We start from the raw sequence: 23,567 nt of genomic DNA, 5'->3' as shown, positions 1-23,567 counted from the left end.
TAATCTCTGTTTAAAAACTCACTCACTAAACGGAATTGATCAGATCTTCACTACAAGTGAATTTCGTCTCTATCTATCCGTGAGCATTTGGCTTCTTTCATCCAAACACCCACGCTTATCGGCTGTTAATTTTTAAAGAACTTTTCGCTTGTTTGCTTGTCGACTTGTTTGTCGTCGTGAGCAGCGAAGAACGCAATTATGGCACTGATTTGACAGCCTGCGCAAGCCCTTTTGCAAAAAAGTTGAAAAAGTACTGTTTCGCCTAGCAAGAGGGCTTCGCGCGAAGGGTCAGGGATGGTGCGACTGCGGCAGTCCCGGCTCGGGGGAAGCCGGTTTTCCTGCGCTCGCGGCCATCATCCACGGACCACTTGAAGGGACAATGCCCGTTGTAGCGGGTTGGTGCGCCGTCGATTGAATGGCGTCACCTGCGGCAAGCGCGCACAAACCAACACACCAGAATAGAAAGGTTGCCCATCCGTGTTGCCTCGTTTTCATGTCGGAGATGACTTCCCCTTGCTGCCTGGCTCTTCTTGCGAGCTGCCCGACGGCCCCGCCAGGCATGTGCAGGTGTTGCGCATGCAACCAGGCGGGCTGATTCAGCTATTTGACGGGCGCGGGCGGGAACATCGGGCTCGCGTCACCGAGATGGGTCGCAAGCAGGTGACGGTCGAGATTGAAGAGCAGGTACCCAACCATCGCGAACTGCCTGTTCGGGTGACCCTGGCCATGGGGATGCCGGCCAACGATCGAATGGACGCGCTGGTAGAGAAGGCCTCGGAGTTGGGCGTGCATGCCATTCAACCCCTGATTTGCGAGCGCTCGGTGCTGCGACTGGATGGTGAGCGCGCCGCCAAGAAGGTGGCGCACTGGCAGGCGGTGGCGGTGTCGGCGTGCGAACAGTCGGGGCGCGCGGCGGTCCCCGAGGTTCGCGCGGTGCAAACGCTACCGAGCTGGCTGCGAGATGCGACAGAGGGGATAGCAGATGGCACCTCGCAGCACAAAGGCGTGCTGAGTCTGCGTGATGCCGTGAGCTTGCGCAGTTGGCTACATGACAAGGTCGACGCGACGGCGGGCACACGGGCGAACGGCCAGACCAATGAAGCCGTTGAGGGCGACGCCCCTGGCTTCATGTTTCTGAGTGGGCCGGAAGGCGGCTTGTCGCCTGCAGAGGAGCAGGCCGCACTGGATGCCGGCTGGACCGCCATCACATTGGGCGCTCGCGTCTTGCGTGCTGACACGGCGCCGCTGGCTGCATTGAGTGTGATCGGGGCGACCTTCGAGTGACCCAGCTCAAATCCGGCCAATTGGCTGAGCGACCCTGGCGCTGTTGAGTTGTCGTCTGCAGCGCGCAAAGGCCCACGGCTTAAGCGCTGAACGCCCGAAGCGGCTACTCGCGGCACAGCAACAGCAGCGCTCGCCAGACCACAGACCACAGACCACAGACCACAGACCACAGACCACAGACCACAGACCACAGACCACAGAGCTACAGAGCTACAGAGCTACAGAGCTACAGAAATCAGGATGCGTCAGCTTGACCGGGCTCGGCAGGCGTATCGGCTGACGCAGCAGCGGCACGGCGGTTGCCGCCCGCCACCAGATCAAATCGGAACAATCGGCATTCGATCGGGCCGTTGAACATCACGACACGGCGGCTTTCCTTCAGGCGCATGGCGCTGGGCAGCTTCATGTCGGGGCTGAGGATCCAGGCGTTCCAGCCGGTGTATTGCTTTTTCCAGTGCGATGACAGGCGCTGGAAGAAGGTTGCAGCCTCCTCATCCTGGAATTGCTCGCGACCTGCCCTGATGTGGCTGGCTGGCATGTCGTCGTCGGACTCCGACTCGGACCGCGCGCGATAAGCATTGCGCACCGAGCCCTTGGTATCGATCCGCTCGCCATAGGGCGGGTTGAACATGAGCACACCACGCTCGCAAGGCACGGGGCGCTGCAAGGCGTCTGCCGTCTTGAACTCGATGTACTGCTTGACGCCAGCTCGCTCGGCATTGCGCGTGGCGAAGTCGGTCATGCGGAAGGAGACGTCGCCGGCGTAGATGGCCACTTGCGGTGGATGCTGGCGTTCGCGGGCGGCCTGCTTCATGGCCTGCCATTCGCCCAGGTGGGATCGGAATGGCAGCAGCTTCTCGAAGGCAAAGCGACGCTGCAGGCCGGGCGCGATGCCGCAGGCAATCTGGGCCGCTTCGATGGGGATGGTGCCGGCGCCGCAGCAAGGGTCCAGCAGGGCGCCGTCTTCAGGGCGGCCTTGCCAGCCTGCCGCCGCCAGCATCGCGGCGGCCAGCGTCTCCTTGAGAGGGGCCTCGCCAGTGTCTTCGCGCCAGCCGCGCTTGAACAAGGCCTCGCCGGACGTGTCCACATAGAGGGTGGCCTCCATGTCATCCATGTAGAGGACCAGGCTGAGGTCGGGGTAGCGCGTGTCGACGTCGGGGCGCTCGCCTGTGCGTTCACGCAGGTCGTCGCAGACGGCATCCTTCACGCGCAAGGCAGCGAAGTTCAGGCTTTGCAGATGGCTGCGGCGCGAGGTGACGTCCACGCGCATGGTGTGGCGGGGCGTGATCCAGTCCGACCAGTTGACACTGCGGCCCAGGTGGTAGATGTCATCTTCATTGCGGTAGACGCGGGAGGCCACGCGCCACAGCACGCGCTGCGCCAGACGGCTCTCCAGATTGAGGCGCATGGCGAAATAGGCCATGGCGGCGTGGCGCTCGCTGGGTTGACGCAACTGAGCCGGCGGTTGGATCTCGACACCACCACGGGATGCGACGACCTGCCCTTTGCCATCCAGGATGCGATCAACTTCTTCGGCCAGCAAGGACTCGACGCCGGATGCACAGGACATGTAGAGCGCCATGGGGCGATCTGCAGCGAGCACAGGCGCGGCCGATCGCGGGCGATCCTCGGGTCGAACGGGAGAACGGGCGGGCGCGGGTCGGTCAGTCCTGGGACCCGAAGGCCGGTCGTACCCACGCCCCGGCCCCGATGCAGCAGAGCGAGGCGCGGCACGGTGGTCGGCGCGCTCGCCCTGAGGCGCATCGCCCTCACGGGATCCCGAAGGGCGGCCGGTAGCCGAGGACACAACGGGACGACGAGGGGGCTTGATGGGCATGGTGAGCAATCAGAAATAGATCAGGGCGCGTCAGGGCGCAGGATGGCCAACACGTCGGAGCGGAATTCTCGCCGATACAGGATCCACAGCACAGCCAGGGTGCCAATGGCAAAGAGGGCGGGCGAGACGAACCAGCCAATCACGGCAAAAGAAAGGTAGTAGGCGCGCAGGCCGTCGGCGAAGCTTTCGGCGGCTGCGCCCATGAGCTTGCCGGCACGTTCGGCAAAAGCCTTGCGATCAGCCTCGCCGCTGTCGAACACATCGACATTGGGCGCGGCGCCCACCAGGATGGCGCCAAAGGAGTACACGCGCATGGACCAGGTGAAGCGAAAGAAGGCGTAGACGAACACGGCCAGCAGCACGATGATCTTGACGTCAAACACCAGCATGGAGGTGCGCGCAGCAAAGGGCAGGTCCTTGACCAGTTCGCTGGCGCGCTCGTTCGTGCCCAGCACGGCCAGCAAACCACCCAGCACCAGGATGGTGGTGGAAGCCCAGAAGCTGGGGCTGCTGGCGAGGTTCTGCGTCACCGCAGCATCCACAATGCGTTGATCACGATGGGTGACTTGCACCATCCACAGGCGGCGGTAGTGATTGGTACTGGCCAGCAGGGTGCTCTCCACCTTGGCGCGGTGGCTGGCGAACTGGGCGTAGCCTACCCAACCAAAGAAGAACAGGGCGAGTGCGGCCCAGTCCTGCCAGGGCAGGATGCTGATGAGGTGCGAAAACGAAGTCGGCATGTAGCAGGAAATTCAATGGCGCAGGCATGGCGGCAAGGCCGGACGCCTTGCGCATCCGAATGAGCCTCCCGAGCTTAAACCGATCAGCCCGATCAAAGATCCTTGCGCAGATTGGCAGGCGCGATCTTGAGGGCTTCCCGGTACTTGGCCACGGTACGGCGCGCCACCTGGATGCCCTGCTCTTCCAGCATGCTGGAGAGCTGGCTGTCGGACAAGGGCTTCTTGGGATCTTCGGCAGACACGAGTTGCTTGATGAGCGCACGCACAGCAGTGCTGGATGCATTGCCGCCCGCCTCGGTGTTGAGCGAAGAACCAAAAAAGTACTTCAGCTCGAAGGTGCCGAAAGGCGTGTTCATGTACTTGGCGGTGGTCACACGCGAGATGGTGGATTCGTGCAAGCCGAGCTCGTCAGCGATCTCGCGCAGCACCAGCGGCTTCATGGCGATCTCGCCATGGGTGAAGAAGTTCTTCTGGCGATCCACGATGGCCTGGGACACACGCAAGATGGTGTCGAAGCGCTGCTGGATGTTCTTGACGAACCAGCGGGCCTCCTGCAGGCGCGAACTCAGCGCGGTGTGGCTTTCGGTAGCAGCCGTACCGCGCGGCGAACGGGAGGACCGCAGAGCCTGCGCATACAGATCGTTGATGCGCAGCTTGGGCATCACGTCCGGGTTGAGCACGACTTTCCAGCCCCGGCCCGACTTTTGCACGATGACATCGGGCACGATGATGTTGGCTTCAGCGCGCGTGAAGGCCCGGCCCGGCTTGGGCTCCAGGGTGACGATCAGGCCTTGCGCCTCTTTGATCAGCGACTCTTCCGCGCCCGTGGCCGCCGCGAGCTTTTTCATGTCTCGGCGAGCCAGCAATTCGAGGTGATGCTGACAAATGAGGATGGCGACCTGACGCGCTTCGCTGACCGGCAGCGTGCGCAGTTGCAGCACCAGGCACTCGGACAGGTTGGCCGCGCCCACACCGACGGGCTCCAGATTCTGCAGCCAGCCCAGTGCGCACTTCAGACGCGAGAGGATCTCATCGCGCAGCTCCTCATCAGCGTCTTCGGGGGTCAGGCTTTCGGCGATCTCTTCCAGCGGATCGGCCAGGTAACCATCTTCGTTGAGCGACTCAATGAGGATGTCCACCGCCGCCATGTCCTGCTCGCTCAGGCGGGTGCCGTTGAGTTGCTGGCGCAGATGCTCTTGCAGGGAAATGGCGATGCTGTTGCGCTCCAGCGGGTCGAAATCATCGTCCTCGCCACTGCTGCTGTTGCGCGAAGGCGTTTCGCTGATGCCGTCGAAGTCTTCTCGCTCGGTGCCGTTTTCCCAGTCGTCGCGCTCGGTGGTGCCCAGATCGGCCGTGTCCAGCGCAGGTGTTTCAGCCTCGACGGTACCGCCTTCGCGGTCCGCGCCACTGTCTTCCGTGCTGACGCGCTCGTTGCGCTGGCGCTCGAACTCGGCGGTGGCGGCAGTCTCGAGCGGTGAGAACTCTTCTTCCGGCTCCAGGAAGGGGTTTTGCTCGAGCATCTGCTCGACCTCCTGGTGCAACTCCAGGGTCGACAGTTGCAGCAAGCGAATGGACTGCTGGAGTTGCGGGGTGAGCGCAAGATGTTGAGACAGCCGGAACTGCAAAGAGGGCTTCATGGCTGCTACCTGCCGGGTCGCGCTTACATGCGGAAATGTTCGCCGAGGTAGACCTTGCGGACTTCGGCGTTGTTGATGATGTCCGCCGGGCGGCCTTCCGCCAGCACCCGGCCCTCGCTGATGATGTAGGCCCTGTCGCAGATGCCGAGGGTTTCGCGCACGTTGTGATCGGTGATCAGCACGCCGATGCCGCGCGCTTTGAGGAAGCTGATGATGCGCTGGATCTCGATCACGGCGATCGGGTCCACGCCGGCAAAGGGCTCGTCCAGCAGGATGAAGCGCGGTTGCGTGGCCAGGGCACGCGCGATCTCGACGCGGCGGCGCTCGCCACCCGATAAGGCCAGCGAAGGACTGGTGCGCAGCTTCTCGATGCTGAGGTCATGCAGGAGCGTGTTGAGGCGCTCGTCGATGACAGGCTTGCTCAGGCGCTTGCCGTTCTCGTCGACCTGCAACTCCAGCACGGCGCGGATGTTGTCTTCGACGTTGAGCTGGCGAAAGATGGAGGCTTCCTGCGGCAGGTAGCTCAAGCCCAGGCGTGAACGCTGGTGAATGGGCAGCTTTTCGACGCGCTGCCCGTCGATGTCGATCAGGCCGGCATCGGCGCGAACCAGACCGACGATCATGTAAAAGCTGGTGGTCTTGCCTGCGCCGTTAGGGCCCAGCAGCCCGACCACCTCGCCGGCCTTGACGGCCACATGCACGTCATGGACAACGGTGCGGGCGCCGTAGCGCTTCTTCAAGCCTTCAGCACGCAGCTGACTGACTTCTGCTGGCAGGGATAGGGCAGGCGCAACGCTCATCTCAACGCCCGCTTTCAGGCTGAGACAAGGTGGCGGCCGGCGTCAGGCTGGGGCCTTTTTCATTGGGCGCCGTCACAGGCTCTGCGGCACCACGCGGCGTGATCACACCACGCACACGCCCCTTGGTGGTTGTTGTGCTGCCGGATGCGCCAACCACCTGGAAGACGGATGTCTTGTTGTCGTAGATGATGGTCTGGCCAGTGACTTCGTCGGTCAGCGTCACGCCCTTGAGGCGACGCATCACGGCACGCCCGGTAAAGCGCACGGTGTCATCCTTGCCTTCGTAGACCACCTTCTCGGCTTCGCCCTCGATGGACTCGTCCAGGCCTTCGCGCTTTTGCTTGAAGTAAGCTCGCCCGCCCTGACCGCCCATGGCGGTGGCCGTCTGCGAGCCATCCGCGTTCTGGCGCACCTCGACGCGATCAGCGTGCACCGTCATGGAGCCTTTGGTGATCTCGACGTTGCCACTGAGGATGTTCAGGCGCTGGGCGTCATCCACCCGGGCTGAATCCGCCGCAAAATTGAGCGGCTGGGCACGATCTGTTTTCTCGGCCTGGGCGGGCGCCGCCCACATCGCAGCCAGCAGACTGGCGACCAGGATCAAACGAGAATGGTTAGGGTAAATCAGCAGCATCTTCGGCATGAATTTTGCATTCATTGTAGCCATGAAGCGCTGCGCCGTGGTGGTCAATTTGGCGAATTCGGCGCACCACGGTCGGATTTGCACACACGGAGATAAGGGCGCATCGCCCCCACTCAGGCAAGGCGATTATTTGACCTTGCGCACCTTGTCGATCAAGGCATTGACGGTGGCCAGTGTCTTCTCGTTGGAGCCATTCAGCCCCACCGAAGTGAAGTACTGACCGCCCACGCCCACGGTCGGTACGCCATCCAGCTTGTACGCATCGGCCAGTGCGCGCGCCTGCTTGCACTTGCTTTGCACACCAAACGAATCCAACGTGCTCAGGAACCTGCCCTTGTCGACGCCGTTCTTGGCCATGAAGTCACCGATGGTTTCTGGAGAATCCAGGCGCAGGCCTTCTTCATGCAGGGCATGGAAGACCTTGGCATGCATCGCAGGCAGCAAGCCCAGCGAGTCCAGCGCGTAGAACAGGCGCTGATGGATGGCGCCAGGGTTCTCTCGCAACACCACCGGCACGCGGCGGAAAGACACATCGGCCGGCAGTTTGGCAGCCCAGGCAGCCAACGCTGGCTCGAAATGCTTGCAGTGCGGACACCCGTACCAGAAGAATTCCAGTACTTCGATCTTGCCTGCGGGCGCACCAGAAGGGACAGCCTGCGACAATTTGAAGAAATGGGTGCCCTCAACCGGACCGCCTTGCGCCAGCGCCAGGGAAGGCGACACAGCAGCCATGCCCAGCCCGAAGGCCCCAGCGGCAGCACTCAAGGTCTGAAGCGAAAACTCACGGCGATTCATGGAACACGTCCTTTCGGTAAACCCAAGCTTTTATTTCTGAACCCGAACCAGGGCCGACTCGACGCCAGCGGCCTGCAGCTTGACACGCACCTCATCGGCTTGTTCTCGCTGGGCAAATGGCCCGATCCGGACTCGGTACATGGTGCGGCCGTTGACTTCGCGCTCCTGGATGCGGGGCTCCAAGCCCATCATGGCCAATTTGGCGCGTTGTGTTTCGGCTTCAGCCTGGCTGCCATAAGCACCAGCCTGCACCTGGTAACTCAACGAGTCAGCGACTGGATTGGTGGACACGGCTTCGCCAGAAAGAATGGCAGCCGGGTTGCGAGCCGTCGAAGCCGCGCCGCTGGCGGCCTTGGCCGCAGCTTTGGCTTCCTTGGCGGAACTGGCGGCGGACGCCACAGGCGCAGCCGGTACGGCGGGCGCAACGGGAGTCTCCACCCCAACGGGTGCCGCACCAGAAGCCGCCGCATCAGACGCCACTGGGGCTTCAACCTGCACCGGACGCGGTTTGGCGGGGTTCTTGCCGTACAGCGGGCTGTTGGGATCCCAGTTCTTGTTCTTTTCGGCTTCGGCGGCGTCCTGCTCGGCGGTGCGCTGGGGCACCTTGTCGATGAAGGGCAGCGGCACCTTGGTGATGTAGAGCGCCACACCCAGGGCGAGCGCCAGCCCGATCAACAGGCCAACGATCATGCCGAGGAAAAAGCCTCCGCGTTGGGAATTCATGGATGAGATCCTCTCTGGCTGGCCAGATTCTTTACATCTTCTCAGGTGCGCTCACACCCAGCAGCGACAAGCCGTTGCGCAGCACCTGGGCTGTGGCCGTCAGCAGCGCCACGCGGGCACGGCTGAGTTCGACATCTTCTACCAGGAAACGTTCCGCAGCGTAGTAGCTGTGGAAGGCGCTGGCCAGGTCACGCAGGTAGAAGGCCACGTCGTGCGGCGCCAAGCCTTGAGCGGCGGACGTCAGCATGCCAGGGAATTCGGCCAGCTTCGTCATCAGGGCCAGTTCCGTGTCAGCAGACAACAGCCCCAGATTGGCTTGCGACAACGCAGCCAGATCACCACCGCTCTTCTCGACATACTGGGCGCGCACCGAATGGATGCGAGCATGGGCGTACTGGACGTAGAACACGGGGTTCTCGTCGTTCTGCTTCAAGGCCAGATCGACGTCAAAGGTGAATTCGGTGTCGGCCTTGCGGCTGATCAGGAAGAAGCGCACCGCGTCCTTGCTGGTCCACTCGATCAGGTCGCGCAGGGTGACGTAGCTGCCGGCGCGCTTGGAGATCTTCACCTCCTCGCCGTTCTTCATCACGGTGACCATCTTGTGCAGCACGTAGTCGGGCCAGCCCTGAGGGATGCCCACACCCGCGGCTTGCAGGCCGGCGCGCACACGGGCGATGGTGCCGTGGTGGTCGGAGCCCTGGATGTTGACGCACTGCTGGAAGCCGCGCTCCCACTTGGCGATGTGATAGGCCACATCGGGCACGAAGTAGGTGTAGCCGCCGTCGGACTTGCGCATGACGCGGTCCTTGTCGTCACCGTAGTCGGTGGAGCGCAGCCACAGGGCGCCGCCTTCTTCAAACGTCTTTCCGGCGTCGTTCAGCTTTTGCACCGCGGCCTCAACCCGGCCCGATGTATAGAGGCTGGATTCGAGGTAGTAGTTGTCGAAGCGAACGTCGAAGGCCTTCAGGTCCAGATCCTGTTCGTGGCGCAGGTAGGCCACGGCAAACTGGCGGATGCCGTCGATGTCTTCGGGGTCGCCCGAAGCGGTGAATTCGCGGTCGTCGGCCTTGACGGTCTTCCTGGCCAGGAAGTCGTTGGCGATGTCCTGGATGTAGTCACCGTTGTAGGCGGACTCGGGCCAGTGCTCGTCACCGGGCTTGAGGCCCTTGATGCGTGCATGCGTGGACCAGGCCAGGGTGCTGATCTGCACACCGGCATCGTTGTAATAGAACTCGCGCGTGACCTGCTGGCCCTGCGTTTCGAACAGATTGCACAGGGCATCGCCCAGGGCGCCCTGGCGGCCGTGGCCCACGTGCAGCGGGCCCGTGGGGTTGGCGGAAACGAACTCGACCAGGACCTTCTTGTCGGTGGGCGGCTGCCAGCCGAACTTCTCGCCATCGGCCAGCACATCGGTCACGATGGACTGCTTGGCTTCGGGCTTGAGGCGCAGGTTGATGAAGCCCGGCCCGGCGATCTCGATGGCCGACACCCATTGCTGCACGGCAGCTTGCGCGTTGAGCGCATCGACCAGGGCGGTCGCCAGTTCACGAGGGTTCTTTTTGAGGGGCTTGGCCAGTTGCATGGCTGCCGTCACGGCCAGATCGCCGTGGGCAGCCTGCTTGGGGGCTTCAAAAACAGGGTTGAAGGAGGCTGCGGCATCAGGCACAACCTGGCGCAGGGCTTCACCCAGTGCAGAAAGAAGGGCACGCTTGGCTTGGATCATGCCCTGGATTCTACGGGGCCTGAGACGCGAATCTGGCGGCGCGCTCAGGCCATGCGCAGGGTCTGGCCGGCGGCGATGGGGTCGCCGCTGCGCTCCAGCTCGGCCAGCCACAGCTTGTAGGTACCCAATTCGCCCGCCTGCCAGGGGTGGAAGCCGGGCTTGAGGTAGGCCAGGTAGTGCCCCAGGAAGGAGGGCTTGGTGAACAGGCCGCCGATGCCATAGAGCCACCACAGGCCCTTGGTCCAGGCCTTGGCGCGCTGCCAGCGAGACATGCCGTCCACCTTGAACATGTGATCCATGACCAGGAAAGTGGCCAGAGGGAAGAACACGCTGATTTCGATGAAGGCCAGGATGCGCATGCCATAACCCACCTTGGCGACCTTCTGCATCACGTCAAAGGCCACGGCCTTGTGCTCCATCTCTTCCATGGCGTGCCAGGCATACATGCCCGCCAGACGCGGGTCGGCCTGCTCGATCATCTCGGGGGTGTCGAACAGCAGGTGGACCATGATGGCCGTCATGTGCTCGGCCGCCGCCGTAAACGCCAGCGTGTGCTTGCGCGAGGCGTACTTGCGGAAGAAATCGAACAGCCAGTATTTGTAGATGCGCTCCAGGGCGCCGACGGCCACGCCCTGCTCCTTGAGGCGGCCGTTGAACAGGTCGTGCACCATGCCGTGCTGGCCTTCCTGGCGGATGAAATCCTTGATTTCCTGCTGCAGGGCGGGATCGGTCACGCGCTCGCGGTAGTCACGCACGCAGGAGATGAAGAAGCGCTCGCCCACGGGAAAGGTGGTGGACATGGCATCGGCAAAACGCGTCTTGAAGGCGCTCTTGTCCCACCAGTAGCGGGGGATGTCCTGGTCGTTCAGGTGGAAGTCGAGCTTCTCGCGCGGGATGATCTGCGGATTGTGGGCTTGTCTCTGATGGGAGGTGGTCATGGCGAGTCCGGTGCAGGGTTGGTCAAACGCGGATTGACTGCAAGTTCGCACGATCCCACGCGGGCACCCGCCACTGATAGGCTATTGGCCGACAGCAAGGCATCCTGAGCGACAAGGGCGTGTGCCATCTGGCGACAAAAGTGCGGAGAAATGCACACTCTGCAGGGGTCTTTTCAGCGGGCGGCATTGGGCGCACAGTGCCAACATGGCGTCATGGCTGCCAAAGGGCTCAGCCGTCTGCGGACGGTGAAGGGTTCAAGGCGCGACACATTGGGCCTCCATGGGTGACATCGACATCGATCTCGACTCCGGACTGATCGGCAAGTACCGGATCCTCAAGCGACTGGGCGAAGGCGCCACCAGCGAGGTCTTCCTGTGCCGGGACGACTTCAACGAACGCGATGTGGCGATCAAGCGCGTGCGCTCGTCCGCATTGGGCGATGCGGTCGACGGCCCCGTCTATGCGCGCTTCTTTGCCGCCGAGGCCGCGCTGGTCGGGCGCCTGCAGCACCCCAATGTCATCCAGATCTTTGATGCGGTACCCGATCCGACCTCGCCCTATGTGGTGATGGAATATGTGCCCGGCACGACGCTGCGCGCCTACTGCCGCCCGGATCAACTGCTGCCGCTGGAACTGATTGTTGAAATCGGCTTCAAGTGCGCGATGGCGCTGGGTTATGTGTACCGACAGGGCCTGATCCACCGCGACGTGAAGCCGGCCAACATCCTGGCGATCACGAACGCGCAAGGCGTGGTCACGGACGTGAAGATCACAGACTTCGGCAGCGTGCTGAACATGTCGGCCGATTGCACCCAGGTGCACCAGGTGGGCTCGCTGGCCTACATGCCCCCCGAGCAGATCGACGGCCAGGTGCTGGACTGCCGCGCCGACATCTACGGCCTGGGCGCCGTGCTGTACCACCTGGTGGCGGGCAGGCCGCCGTTCGACGCGCCATCGCAAGCGGCGCTGATGAACCTGATCTACAACCAGGATGCTGCACCGCTGTCGGGTATGCGTTCAGGTGTGGATGCGGCGGTGGACTGCGTGATCCTCAAGGCGCTGGCCAAGGACCCGAAGGACCGCTACGCCAACTGGGCCGAATTCGCACAAGCCCTGTCCGGCCTGATCACCGAGCACAAGGTACCGCGCGGCCACCTGCAAGGCGTGCTGGATTCGGAGCGCTTCAACCTGCTGCGCTCGCTGGATTTTTTCTCGACCTTTGGTGATGTGGAGCTGTGGGAAGTGGTGCACCGTGCCAAGTGGCAGCGCTTCTCGTTCGGCCATGCGCTGTATCGACGTGGCGAAGAGGGCCGCACCTTTCACATCATTGCGCAAGGAAGCGTCGAGGTGTACCGCAACGCCAAGCGCGTGGCGCTGCTGGGCGCGGGCACCTCGGTGGGCGAGATGGCCTACCTGGCGCCCAGCCCTGAACTGCGTCGGCACAGCACCGATGTGGTGGTGACCGAGCCGACCACGACGATCTCGTTCACGCCGGAGGCCATGCAGCAGCTGAGCCCCGCTTGCCGGCACCTTTTTGACGAAGCCTTCATCCGCGTGCTGGTGAGGCGTCTGCATGCGGCCCACGAGGCCTTGGCACACCCGCGGCGGATCATGTGATTCCAGGGGTGCGCCATAGCCCCTTGCGAGGGCAACACCCCGGTGGGGGGCGTCAAGCACCATTTGTCCGCAAATACAGACTGGCGCGCGTCATCCTCGATTTGAGCTCGCGCGTTGAGGGTGGAGACGCGGCCGCAACCTGCATGGCCCGCCTAGCCAACCAACCATCTGGAGTTCTGACATGCGCGCTCTGATTGCTTCCGTTTCCCTGGCCCTGTTGTCCACCCTGGCTCACGCCAGCCCCGCTTGCGAAGCCAAGGCGGTTGACAAGAATGGCAAGGCCCTGGCCGGTGCCGCCAAGAACAGCTTCATGAAGAAGTGCGACAAGGAAGAAGGTGGCGCAGCCTGCGCGGCCAAGGCCGTGGACAAGAACGGCAAGGCCCTGGCTGGCGCCGCCAAGAACAGCTTCATGAAGAAGTGCGAGAAGGAAGCTGGCGCTGCTGCGCCGGCTGCATCGAAGTAAGCGACATTGGCCCGCATCTGACCGGATCAGCCCGACACCTCTCGGGCAAGCGCTACGGTGATGTGATGGTCAGTACAAGCAACAGGCCTTTCGGGGCCTGTTTTCATGGCGCCTCATGGCGCGATCGAATTGATCACCGCGTCCAGACACCCCGCGCCAGCAGCGTGGCCGCCAGTGGGATCAGCACCAGCAAGTGCGCTTCCAGCATGATGAGCTTGCGCACGCCTTTGACCTCGTCTTCCGACGGCAACTGCCCCGTCGCCTCCAGCACCTTGCGCCAGCGGATGAAGCTGAGAGTCGGCTTGAGCGAGATCAGCACGATCACCACAAACAAGGTGAGCTTGAGGTGCAGCAGCGGCTGATGCCAGTACCAGCCCGCGCCCTTCATGCCCAACCAGGTACGGGCCAGGCCCGTGAGCAGCACGGCCACCGCCGCGCACAGATAAATCACATCCACACGGGCCAGACGACGCACCACGGCCGCATTGAGCCACTCGGCACGGCACAGCGCCGCCTCGCTGGTGAGAAAAACCACCACACTGAGGATGGCGACGAAGTGGGCGTAAGCCAGGAGCGATTCAGTCAGCATCCGCCCATCATGCCGGAGCAGACGTGCTGCCCTGCCAATAAGCCGGATCGCCGTAGGCTTCTTTGATGAAGTCGATCCACAGACGCAGGCGCAGTGGCAGATGCTTGCGTTGCGCGAAGACGGCGTAGATGCCATTGGGCGGCGCCGCGTATTCATCCAGCACGCTGACCAGACGGCCTGCACGCACATCGGCTTCGACCTCCCACCAGGAGCGCCAGGCCAGGCCCAGGCCCTCCAGGCACCAGGCGTGCAGCACCTGGCCATCCGAGCAATCCAGGCGCGTGGGCGGACGAACATGGCTGAGCTGGTGGTCGATCATGAAGGCCCAGCCACGCGTCTGGCTGGCTTCCGAGCTCAAGGTGAGGCAGTCGTGGCGGGTAATGTCTTCCGGGCGAGTGGGGCGGCCACGCCGTTGCAGATAGGCCGGGCTGGCCACACACAGGCGACGGTTGTCGGCCAGGCGCACGCTGACCAGGCTGGAATCAGGCAGATCGCCCACGCGCACGGCGCAGTCAAAGCCTTCGTTGACGAGGTCCACCAGGCGATCGGACAGGTTCAGCGACAGCGAGACCTCCGGGTGCTGCCCCACGAAGTGCGGGACCAGGGGCGCCACATGCCGCCGCCCGAAACCGGCTGGCGCGGTGATGCGCAAATGCCCGCTGGCCTGCAGCCCGCCCGCGCTGACGCTGGCCTCGGCGTTGGCCAGATCCACCAGCAGGCGCTGCGCGTCTTCCAGGAAAGCGCTGCCCTCGTGCGTGAGGCTGATACGGCGCGTGGTGCGCACCAGGAGCTTCACGCCCAGGCGTTCTTCCAGTGCGTCAATGCGGCGGCCGATGACGGCTGGCGCGACGCCCTCGGCAGTGGCTGCCGCCGTCAGGCTGCCCTTCGTGGACACGGCCACAAAGGATTCGATCTGCTTGAGTCGATCCATGGTTCCTCACCGGTTGCCTGTAAGCGACCCAGGCTGGCCACGACTGAACGCTGCATGTTGATCAGGTCATGCCCACAACACAATCCGGGGGCAACCCTGTTGACCCGTTCCCCACACAGCCTGCGGCCGATTCGTGCAAAAAAGTCATGAATCAATGTATTTTCAGGCTGTTAATGTTCTGACAAGTATCGAATAAACTGCCCGCACTGAAAACGGACCTGAAATCCGGCCCTGTGCGTGCAGGCATGCACAGGCACTCGGGCGCTGTTTCCCTTCTACTGTTCATCCCTTTCCTTGACGAGGTTTCCCATGACCGCACGCACCACCGTCCACGGCTTGCAAGTCGCAACAGAACTGTTCCGTTTCATCGAAGACAAAGTGCTGCCGGGCACGGGTGTTGATAGCGCCAAGTTCTGGGCCGGTTTCGACGCCATCGTCAAGGATCTGGCCCCCAAGAACGCCGCCCTGCTGGCCGAACGTGACCGCATCCAGACCGAGATGGACGCCTGGCACACCGCCAACCCTGGCCCGATCACCAACATGGCCGCCTACCGCGCCCACCTGGAAAAGATCGGCTACGTGGTGCCCGTGCCTGCCGACACCAAGGTGACCACCTCGAATGTGGACGCCGAACTGGCCACGCAAGCCGGCCCTCAGCTGGTCGTGCCCATCCTGAACGCCCGCTACGCGCTGAACGCCGCCAACGCACGTTGGGGCAGCCTGTACGACGCCCTGTATGGCACCGATGCCATCCCTGAAACCGACGGCGCTGAAAAGGGCAAGGGCTACAACCCCGTGCGCGGCACCAAGGTGATCGCCTTTGCACGCAACTTCCTGGACCAATCGGCCCCGCTGGAAGGCGCTTCGCACAAGGAATCGACCGGCTACCGCGTGGAAGGCGGCAAGCTGGTTGTGAGCCTGGCTGGCGGCAAGACCACCGGCCTGCTGCAACCCGAACAATTCGTGGGCTTCCAGGGTGATGCTGCTGCACCCAAGAGCGTGCTGCTGGTCAACAACGGCCTGCACATCGACATCCAGATCGACGCCACCACGCCGATCGGCAAGACCGACGCCGCCGGTGTGTCCGACCTGATCCTGGAATCGGCCCTGTCCACCATCCTGGACCTGGAAGACTCCGTGGCTGCCGTGGACGCCGAAGACAAGGTGCTGGGCTACAGCAACTGGCTGGGCATTCAGCTGGGCACGCTGACGGAAGAAGTCGCCAAGGGCGGCAAGAGCTTCACCCGCAAGCTCAACGCCGACCGCGTGTACATCGGCGCCAATGGTGCTGAAGTCAAGCTGCACGGCCGCTCGCTGATGTTCGTGCGTAACGTGGGCCACCTGATGACGAACCCCGCCATCCTGTGGGGCGCTGACAGCAAAGAGATCCCTGAAGGCATCATGGACGCCGTGGTAACCACCACCATCGCCATGCACGACCTGCAAGGCCACGGCAAGATCGATGGCGCCAGCATCAACAACTCGCGCAAGGGTTCGGTCTACATCGTCAAGCCCAAGATGCACGGCCCTGCCGAAGTGGCTTTCGCCGCCGAGCTGTTCACCCGCGTTGAACAACTGCTGGGCCTGCCTGACAGCACCGTCAAGCTGGGCATCATGGACGAAGAGCGCCGCACCTCGGCCAACCTGAAGGCCTGTATCGCTGCCGCACAAAGCCGCGTGGCCTTCATCAACACCGGCTTCCTGGACCGCACCGGCGACGAAATGCACACCGCCATGCTGGCCGGCCCGATGATGCGCAAGGGCGACATCAAGGGCAGCGACTGGATCGCCGCTTACGAGCGCCGTAACGTGCTGATCGGTCTGCAATGTGGCCTGCGTGGCCGCGCCCAGATCGGCAAGGGCATGTGGGCCATGCCTGACCTGATGGCCGAGATGCTCAAGCAGAAGATCGGTCACCCCAAGGCTGGCGCCAACACGGCCTGGACGCCTTCGCCCACTGCCGCCACGCTGCACGCCATCCACTACCACCAGGTGAACGTGGCCGCGGTGCAAGTCGAGATTGAGAAGTCTGGCGAAGACGCACAAAGCCTGATGGACAAGCTGCTGACCATCCCCGTGGCCGCTGACACCAACTGGTCCGATGCCGACAAGCAGCAAGAGCTGGACAACAACATCCAGGGCATCCTGGGTTATGTGGTGCGCTGGATCGACCAGGGCGTGGGCTGCTCCAAGGTGCCTGACATCCACAACGTGGGCCTGATGGAAGACCGCGCCACGCTGCGTATCTCCAGCCAGCACGTGGCCAACTGGCTGCACCATGGCGTGGTGACCGAAGCCCAGGTACGTGACACCTTCAGCCGCATGGCTGCCGTGGTGGACGGCCAGAACGCTGGCGATGCGGCTTACAAGTCGCTGGCGGCCAACCCCACTGGTGCGGCCTTCCAGGCTGCGCTGGATCTGGTGTTCAAGGGCAAGGAACAACCTTCCGGCTACACCGAGCCGCTGCTGCATGCATGGCGTTTGAAGGTCAAGGCGCAAGGCTGATCACGCCTCACGCGGAGCACCAACAGGTGCTCCTCTTTGCGAACAAACCCCGCCCTCAAAAGCGGGGTTTGCTTTTTTTGCGTCATCCAGCAAGTCAGGTCTCATCCGCTATAGTTTTCCGTTTCCAATTTGTTTCTAGACCATTCAGGGAAATTACATGCGCCCAAACACCCTCGCAATCTTCGGTTCGGCAGTCGTCTCCGCCGCAGTCCTTGGCGGCTGCGCCACTGAGTCATCACAGGCCATCACCTCGCCACAAGTACAAGCGGCCACACGCACCTACAGCGGCCCTCGCTCCCCCATCTCGGTTGGCAAGTTCGACAACCGTTCCAGCTTCATGCGCGGCGTCTTCACTGAAGGGCCGGATCGACTGGGCAGCCAGGCCAAAACCATCCTGATCAGTCATCTGCAACTGACCAACCGCTTCAACGTGCTGGATCGCGACAACATGGCCGAGATCAAGCAAGAGGCCACCTACAAGGGCAGCGCGCAAAAGATCAAGGGCGCGGACTTTGTCGTGACAGGTGATGTCACCGAGTTTGGCCGCAAGGAAGTTGGCGATCACCAATTGTTCGGCCTGCTGGGGCGTGGCAAGACCCAAGTTGCCTACGCCAAGGTCACCCTCAACATCGTGAACATCACAACGTCTGAAGTGGTGTACTCAACACAAGGTGCAGGCGAGTTCAGTCTGTCCAACCGTGAAGTCATCGGTTTTGGCGGCACCGCGAGCTACGACGCCACGCTCAACGGCAAGGTTCTGGATCTGGCTATTCGCGAAGCCGTGGACCGCATGGCAGACGCCATTGACTCCGGCGCCTGGAAGCCCTCTGCACAGTAACTCGACTGAAGTACTTCACATGAAACCGATGACACAACGGCTCGGGCTTTACGCCCTGGCTCTGGCTGCGGCATTGTCCGTCGCCGGTTGCTCGACCCCCAAAACACTGTACGCCTGGGGTGGCTACCAGGATTCGCTCTACCAAAGCCTGAAGGGTGATGGCAAGAGCAGCCCCGAACAACAGATTCAAGGCCTTGAAGAAGGTTTGCAGACCATGGCATCCAAGGGTGCCTCGGCCCCTCCAGGCTACTACGCGCATCTCGGCCTGTTGTATTTGCAGACGGGTCGCACTGACCAATCTGCAACGGCCTGGCAGAAGGAAAAGAGCCTGTTCCCCGAATCGGCCAAGTACATGGATTTTCTGCTCAACAACATGAAGAAGAACGGAGGCTGACACCATGCGATTGCCACAAACAATGTTGCTGCTGGCTGCCAGCGTACTGCTGACTCTGACAGGATGCGCCAACCATCCCGTACAGAAGGTTGACTACACAGCGTTCAAACAAGCACAACCAAGGTCGCTGCTGGTGCTGCCCCCTCTGAACGACTCTCCGGATGTGACTGCCACGCCCAGCCTGCTGTCAGTGGTGACCTACCCATTGGCCGAAAGCGGCTATTACGTGATGCCCGTCGCACTGATGAGTGAAACGTTCCGCCAGAACGGCATGGTCAACCCGCCGGAAATCCACTCGGTCACGCCTGCCAAGCTGAAGGAAATCTTTGGCGCTGATGCCGCGCTGTACATCAAGATCAATCGCTATGGCACGACTTACACCGTGCTCGATAGCGCAGCCATCGTGACTGCTGAAGCCAAACTCGTTGACCTGAACTCTGGCAATACGCTCTGGACTGGATCAGCTTCGGCCTCCAGTGCCGAGAACAATAACAACAACCAGGGTGGTTTAGCGGGTTTGCTGATTGCGGCCATCGTCAAGCAGATCATCAACAGCACGACCGATGTAGCGCACCAGGTAGCAGGAGTGACCAGTTCCAGACTGCTGTCTGCTGGTCATCCCAACGGTCTGCTGTATGGCCCTCGTTCGCCCAAATACGGGACCGACGGCCAATAAAGCCAGACGCAAAGCTCGACAGCTCGCTAAAAAGGCCAATCGCGCGACAGCGCGGTTGGCCTTTCAGTTTTCTGATCTGCCGATGAATCAGAACCCGTATTGCGCACCAATGCTGATCAGGCTGGCCGAACCACTGTTGTGGCCTGTCTCGTAGGTCGTGAAGTCAGCTGCACCCACCAGCTTGAACTGCTTGTTGAGGGTGTACTCAAGACCCAGGCCACCATAGAGCTTCAATTCGGAAGACGATTCGCTGCCCGCAGCGAATCCCGCCACCGAGCCACTCGCCTTGCCTTCGACGTAGCCCAACCCCAGGCGTCCCACACCAGCCAAAGAGGGGGTGAACTGCCCACGTAGCGCAGCGGCAAACGTCACAGCCGAGACTTCGACATTGGCACGCGCGGGGCCGAACGAGGCTGTGGCTTTGCCAAAGTCGATGTAGCCGACCTCCAGCGCAAGGCCATTGATCGAAGCACGACGCGCCACGTCAAAGCCGCCATACAGCTTGAACCCCGTATCCCCCTTGTCGCAACTGGCCGGGCTGCCGCAGTCAATGTCAATGCTGCTGGAGCCAATCGTGGCGCCCACGTAGTTCTCGGCCGCGGCCACGCCTGCCAGTACCAGCGCCAATGCGCCGATCACGAAATGCTTCATGGTGTCTGCTCCGTTTGAGATCTATTCCAAATGAAGGACGCATCATGCCTCGTTGAATGAGGCTCACCCCCCCATGAAGCAGGGATGAAAGGCACAGTTTGGACGTAAAGACTGTGGGTGTTTGTATCGCAGCTTCGAGATGGCATGAAAAAAGCCCCTCCAGGAGGGGCTCGGTTCAACTCAAGCGGGCAAGCCGCCAGAATCAGAAGCCGTATTGCAGGCCAGCGCCGAATGCGCGAACACTACCTGTGCTGCCACCGATTTCACCTTGGGTGAAGTCAGCGCTCAACGTGCCACGCAGTTGCTTGGTGAATGTGTATTCCAGGCCCAGACCGAAGTAGGCCTTAGCCTTGGTTTCGGACTCGGAGATGGTCAGACCCATGGCGCTTTCAGACCATTCGGTCTTCGCGTTGGCAAGACCCAGACGAGCCACGCCCGTCAGCACTGGAGAGAAAGGAGCTCGCGCTGCAGCAGCCAGGGTCAAAGCCGACACTTCAAACTTGCCACCGACGTTCACGCCGTCCCAGTAGGTGTACTTGGCTGCGCCGAAATCGATGTAACCCACTTCAACCGACCAAGTGGGGTTGAACTGGTAGCCACCGTAGAACTTGAAACCTGTGTCCGACTTGTCGCAAGTTGATGCACCAGAGCAGTCCAGCGCCACTTGGGTCATGCCAAAAGCGCCGCCCACGTACACCTGAGCGAAAGCGCCTCCCATCATGGTGGCCAGTGCGCTGGCCAGCAAAATCTTCTTCATAAAGGTCCTCTAGAGTTTTTGGCGATCGATGCCGCGGACGAGTGTAAGGAAACGCAAAGAATGCGCGCCCCCATGAATGCGGGGCTTCGTGCCGGCTTCACAACAAAAAAAGGCCCCGAAAACGGAGCCTTTGGCTAATCACAAAAACTTTCAGAAAATTTTCAGAAACCGTATTGCACGCCCAGGTTGAACGAACGCACGGTGCCGGTCACCAAATCGTGCGCTTCAGCATGCGTGAAATCGGCGCCAGCCACAGCCTGGAGAGTTGGCATGATCGAATATTCCAGCCCCAAGCCCACATAAGGCTTCACCTTGATCGTCTTGAGCCTCAAGTCCACGGGCAAGGTGGGCTCCGTCACATGCATCTCCGTCCGAACACGGGCCAAGCCTACGCGCACCACACAATTGAGGTCAGGGATGATCTCAGCCCGCCCGGCCAGCGCCAGATAGGGTGCGGTGACCTTGACCGTGGATTCACTCGTCGTGGAGTCACCTGGATCGTAAGCCGTGGCCTTGAGCTGACCCAGTTTCATGTAACCCGCCTCAACCGCCCACATGTCAGAGAGACGGTAATCGCCGTAGATCTTGAAGCTGGTATCGGTCTTGTCACACGTAGTGGTGCCCGAGCAATCCATGTCGATTCGGGCCGAACCAAGCGTCGCACCAATACGGAACGAGGTCATTTCGGCACCGACAGCGCCTGTCAACGCCACCAATGCAGCAGCCAGCAAAATACGTTTCATCACGAGTCTCCTCCGAGGATCGGTCAATCAGTTGATGGGCAGTGTACGTAACTCGCCCCTCTCTCACACAATCCTCTATTGGAACATGCTGCACGGCCAGCACACCCTAGGCGCTTCCCGCGACTTGGCGTGTCGTGTAGCGCCCCGCTGAATCCGGGTCGCTCAGTGCGCATGGATTCGATAATTGCATTCCGATACCGGCCCACCAGCGATAAACCGATGAGCACGCCAGACACCTCCGCCTACCCCCATCTGCTGTCGCCCCTTGACCTGGGTTTCACGACGCTCAAGAACCGCGTGCTCATGGGCTCGATGCACACGGGCCTGGAAGACAGCCGCGACCTGAGCAAACTAGCCGCCTATTTTCGCGAGCGCGCTGAAGGTGATGTCGGCCTGATCGTGACGGGTGGCTTCGCGCCCAATCTGGCTGGCTGGACCAAGCCTTTCGCGGGCACGTTGGCCACGTCGGGCGCGGCACGACGCCATCAGGTGGTGACCCAAGCCGTGCACCAGGCCGGCGGCAAGATCGCCCTGCAGATCCTGCACACGGGGCGCTATGCCTACCACCCGCTGGCGGTGGCGCCTTCGCGCATCCAGTCGCCCATCTCGATGTTCAAGCCCTTTGCCCTGTCGGCACGCGGTGTGGAACGCCAGATCCGCGCCTTCGTCAACTGCGCGGTCAAGGCGCGCGAGGCAGGCTACGACGGCGTGGAGATCATGGGCTCCGAAGGCTACTTCATCAACCAGTTCCTGGCTCGCCACACCAACAAGCGCACCGACCAATGGGGTGGCGATTACAGCAACCGCATGCGCCTGCCGGTCGAGATCGTCGAACGCACGCGTGAAGCCGTTGGCAAGGACTTCATCATCATCTACCGCCTGTCCATGATCGACCTGGTGCCCGATGGCTCCACGTGGGACGAGGTGGTCACATTGGGCAAGGCCATCGCCAAGGGGGGTGCCAGCATCATCAACACGGGCATTGGCTGGCACGAAGCGCGTGTGCCCACGATTGCCACCAGCGTGCCGCGCCGCGCCTTCACCTGGGTCACGCAGAAGATGAAGGCCGAGCTGGCTGCCTCAGGTATCAACATCCCGCTGGTGACCTCCAACCGCATCAATACGCCCGAGGTGGCCGAGGCCGTGCTGGCCGATGGCAGCGCCGACATGATCTCGATGGCACGCCCTTTGCTAGCCGACCCTGCTTTCGTGAAGAAGGCGGCACAAGGCCGTGCAGACGAAATCAACACCTGCATCGCCTGCAACCAGGCGTGCCTGGACCACATCTTCCGCAACAAGCTGACGTCCTGCCTGGTCAACCCACGCGCCTGTCATGAGACGGAGCTGGTCTTCAAGCCCACAGCCAACAAGCGCCGCGTGGCCGTGGTGGGCGCGGGCCCTGCCGGCCTGACCGCCGCCACCCATCTGGCCGAGCGCGGCTTCAGCGTGGACCTGTTCGATGCGGCCGATGAGATCGGTGGCCAGCTCAACATGGCCAAGCAGGTGCCCGGCAAGGAAGAGTTCCACGAGATGCTGCGTTACTTCAAGCGCCGTGTCGAGTTGACGGGCGTGAAGCTGCATTTGCAGACCAGAGTGGATGCAGCGCGGCTGCAGGGCTATGACGAGGTGATCGTGGCCACGGGCGTGAACCCGCGCGACCCGAAAATCCCCGGACAGGATCACCCCAAGGTGCTGAGCTACATCGATGTGCTTCGCCACAAGAAGCCAGTGGGCAAGAAGGTGGCCGTGATTGGCGCAGGTGGCATCGGCTTTGACGTGGCCGAGTACCTGGTGCATGACGGTCACTCCACCACGCTGGACCTCGAAGCGTGGAAGGCCGAGTGGGGCGTGACCGACCCGGCCCTGTCGCCAGGTGGCCTGAGCACGGGCAAGCTGGCAGTGACACCACCAGCGCGTGAAGTCGTGCTGCTGCAGCGCAAGAAGGGCAAGCTGGGCGCTGGTCTGGGCAAGACCACGGGCTGGATCCACCGCAGCGCGCTGAAGATGAAAAACGTGGAGATGGTGGGCGGCGTCAACTACGAGCGCATCGGCGATGAAGGCCTGCTGATCAGCTATGGCGAAGAGCGCAAGGACCCAACCTGGATCGCCTGCGACAACGTGGTGCTGTGCGCAGGCCAGGTGCCGCTGCGTTCACTGGCTGATGAGCTGAGCGCCAGCGGCCGACAGGTGCACATCATTGGTGGGGCGTTCGAAGCAGGCGAGCTGGACGCCAAGAAAGCCATCGACCAAGCTGCGCGACTGGCTGCGTCGCTCTGACAAGA

General features: G+C 62.2%; 22 protein-coding genes. 8 read left to right on the top strand and 14 right to left on the bottom strand.

Annotation, left to right across the window (positions count from 1 at the left end; all coding sequences use genetic code 11):
• Nucleotides 1–477: 477 nt before the first annotated feature.
• Nucleotides 478–1,284: a 16S rRNA (uracil(1498)-N(3))-methyltransferase gene (locus tag HY836_RS13515; protein ID WP_367114699.1), complete on the top strand. Its 807-nt coding sequence runs from the start codon at nucleotides 478–480 to the stop codon at nucleotides 1,282–1,284.
• A gap of 235 nt (nucleotides 1,285–1,519) precedes the next feature.
• On the opposite strand, the gene HY836_RS13510 is transcribed toward HY836_RS13515, so the two are convergent.
• The 9 genes from HY836_RS13510 to HY836_RS13470 all read right to left on the bottom strand — a co-directional run bounded on the left by HY836_RS13510 (nucleotide 1,520) and on the right by HY836_RS13470 (nucleotide 11,120).
• A complete protein-coding gene (locus tag HY836_RS13510; protein ID WP_367114698.1) occupies nucleotides 1,520–3,121 on the bottom strand; it encodes a THUMP domain-containing protein in 1,602 nt (533 codons plus the stop codon).
• Between the two features lie 20 nt (nucleotides 3,122–3,141).
• Nucleotides 3,142–3,861: a DUF599 domain-containing protein gene (locus HY836_RS13505; RefSeq protein WP_290676676.1), complete on the bottom strand. Its 720-nt coding sequence runs from the start codon at nucleotides 3,859–3,861 to the stop codon at nucleotides 3,142–3,144.
• Nucleotides 3,862–3,953: 92 nt separating this feature from the next.
• Nucleotides 3,954–5,498 (bottom strand): RNA polymerase factor sigma-54, encoded by a 1,545-nt coding sequence (locus HY836_RS13500; protein ID WP_290676675.1) that lies wholly within the window; start codon nucleotides 5,496–5,498, stop codon nucleotides 3,954–3,956.
• 23 nt (nucleotides 5,499–5,521) lie between these two features.
• The gene (lptB, locus tag HY836_RS13495) at nucleotides 5,522–6,298 is read right to left on the bottom strand and encodes an LPS export ABC transporter ATP-binding protein (RefSeq protein WP_290676674.1); all 777 of its coding nucleotides are present in this window, start codon (nucleotides 6,296–6,298) and stop codon (nucleotides 5,522–5,524) included.
• A 1-nt stretch (nucleotide 6,299) separates the two neighbouring features.
• Complete coding sequence (gene lptA, locus HY836_RS13490; RefSeq protein ID WP_290676673.1) at nucleotides 6,300–6,941, bottom strand: lipopolysaccharide transport periplasmic protein LptA; 642 nt, start codon at nucleotides 6,939–6,941, stop codon at nucleotides 6,300–6,302.
• A gap of 126 nt (nucleotides 6,942–7,067) precedes the next feature.
• Nucleotides 7,068–7,736, bottom strand: a complete 669-nt coding sequence (locus HY836_RS13485; RefSeq protein WP_290676672.1) for a thiol:disulfide interchange protein DsbA/DsbL — start codon at nucleotides 7,734–7,736, stop codon at nucleotides 7,068–7,070.
• Between the two features lie 30 nt (nucleotides 7,737–7,766).
• Nucleotides 7,767–8,459, bottom strand: coding sequence for an SPOR domain-containing protein (locus tag HY836_RS13480; protein ID WP_290676671.1), 693 nt, complete (start codon nucleotides 8,457–8,459; stop codon nucleotides 7,767–7,769).
• 31 nt (nucleotides 8,460–8,490) lie between these two features.
• Nucleotides 8,491–10,182 (bottom strand): arginine--tRNA ligase, encoded by a 1,692-nt coding sequence (gene argS / locus HY836_RS13475; protein ID WP_290676670.1) that lies wholly within the window; start codon nucleotides 10,180–10,182, stop codon nucleotides 8,491–8,493.
• Between the two features lie 44 nt (nucleotides 10,183–10,226).
• Entirely contained in the window at nucleotides 10,227–11,120 is an 894-nt protein-coding gene (locus tag HY836_RS13470; protein WP_290676669.1) for a metal-dependent hydrolase, read from the bottom strand.
• Between the two features lie 280 nt (nucleotides 11,121–11,400).
• On the opposite strand from HY836_RS13470, the gene HY836_RS13465 reads away from it, so the two are divergent.
• Both HY836_RS13465 and HY836_RS13460 read left to right on the top strand, forming a co-directional pair.
• Nucleotides 11,401–12,738, top strand: a complete 1,338-nt coding sequence (locus HY836_RS13465) for a serine/threonine-protein kinase (protein ID WP_290676668.1) — start codon at nucleotides 11,401–11,403, stop codon at nucleotides 12,736–12,738.
• A 181-nt stretch (nucleotides 12,739–12,919) separates the two neighbouring features.
• Nucleotides 12,920–13,201, top strand: coding sequence for a hypothetical protein (locus tag HY836_RS13460; RefSeq protein WP_290676667.1), 282 nt, complete (start codon nucleotides 12,920–12,922; stop codon nucleotides 13,199–13,201).
• A 133-nt stretch (nucleotides 13,202–13,334) separates the two neighbouring features.
• Here HY836_RS13460 and HY836_RS13455 read toward each other — a convergent pair whose 3' ends face one another.
• Nucleotides 13,335–13,790, bottom strand: a complete 456-nt coding sequence (locus tag HY836_RS13455) for a DUF2214 family protein (protein WP_290676666.1) — start codon at nucleotides 13,788–13,790, stop codon at nucleotides 13,335–13,337.
• Nucleotides 13,791–13,797: 7 nt separating this feature from the next.
• Nucleotides 13,798–14,721: a LysR family transcriptional regulator gene (locus HY836_RS13450; protein WP_290676665.1), complete on the bottom strand. Its 924-nt coding sequence runs from the start codon at nucleotides 14,719–14,721 to the stop codon at nucleotides 13,798–13,800.
• A 309-nt stretch (nucleotides 14,722–15,030) separates the two neighbouring features.
• On the opposite strand from HY836_RS13450, the gene HY836_RS13445 reads away from it, so the two are divergent.
• The 4 genes from HY836_RS13445 to HY836_RS13430 all read left to right on the top strand — a co-directional run bounded on the left by HY836_RS13445 (nucleotide 15,031) and on the right by HY836_RS13430 (nucleotide 19,134).
• The gene (locus HY836_RS13445) at nucleotides 15,031–17,226 is read left to right on the top strand and encodes a malate synthase G (RefSeq protein ID WP_290676664.1); all 2,196 of its coding nucleotides are present in this window, start codon (nucleotides 15,031–15,033) and stop codon (nucleotides 17,224–17,226) included.
• Between the two features lie 157 nt (nucleotides 17,227–17,383).
• Nucleotides 17,384–18,064 carry a CsgG/HfaB family protein gene (locus HY836_RS13440; protein ID WP_290676663.1) on the top strand — a complete coding sequence of 227 codons (681 nt, stop codon included), beginning with the start codon at nucleotides 17,384–17,386 and terminating at the stop codon, nucleotides 18,062–18,064.
• A gap of 19 nt (nucleotides 18,065–18,083) precedes the next feature.
• A complete protein-coding gene (locus tag HY836_RS13435; protein WP_367114697.1) occupies nucleotides 18,084–18,458 on the top strand; it encodes a DUF4810 domain-containing protein in 375 nt (124 codons plus the stop codon).
• Nucleotides 18,459–18,462: 4 nt separating this feature from the next.
• A complete protein-coding gene (locus HY836_RS13430) occupies nucleotides 18,463–19,134 on the top strand; it encodes a DUF799 domain-containing protein (protein WP_290676662.1) in 672 nt (223 codons plus the stop codon).
• An 87-nt stretch (nucleotides 19,135–19,221) separates the two neighbouring features.
• Here HY836_RS13430 and HY836_RS13425 read toward each other — a convergent pair whose 3' ends face one another.
• From HY836_RS13425 to HY836_RS13415, 3 genes are all read right to left on the bottom strand, one after another.
• Nucleotides 19,222–19,785: an outer membrane beta-barrel protein gene (locus HY836_RS13425; RefSeq protein ID WP_290676661.1), complete on the bottom strand. Its 564-nt coding sequence runs from the start codon at nucleotides 19,783–19,785 to the stop codon at nucleotides 19,222–19,224.
• Nucleotides 19,786–19,987: 202 nt separating this feature from the next.
• Nucleotides 19,988–20,542 (bottom strand): outer membrane beta-barrel protein, encoded by a 555-nt coding sequence (locus HY836_RS13420; RefSeq protein WP_290676660.1) that lies wholly within the window; start codon nucleotides 20,540–20,542, stop codon nucleotides 19,988–19,990.
• A 161-nt stretch (nucleotides 20,543–20,703) separates the two neighbouring features.
• The gene (locus tag HY836_RS13415) at nucleotides 20,704–21,285 is read right to left on the bottom strand and encodes an outer membrane beta-barrel protein (RefSeq protein ID WP_290676659.1); all 582 of its coding nucleotides are present in this window, start codon (nucleotides 21,283–21,285) and stop codon (nucleotides 20,704–20,706) included.
• A gap of 219 nt (nucleotides 21,286–21,504) precedes the next feature.
• Between HY836_RS13415 and HY836_RS13410 the strand changes: the two genes are divergently transcribed.
• Nucleotides 21,505–23,562 (top strand): NADPH-dependent 2,4-dienoyl-CoA reductase, encoded by a 2,058-nt coding sequence (locus HY836_RS13410; protein ID WP_290676658.1) that lies wholly within the window; start codon nucleotides 21,505–21,507, stop codon nucleotides 23,560–23,562.
• The last annotated feature ends 5 nt before the right edge of the window (nucleotides 23,563–23,567 follow it).

This window comes from Aquabacterium sp. (assembly GCF_016234775.1).
Taxonomy (GTDB): Bacteria; Pseudomonadota; Gammaproteobacteria; order Burkholderiales; family Burkholderiaceae_C; genus Aquabacterium.
This window is presented reverse-complemented; position numbering and strand designations above follow the sequence as displayed.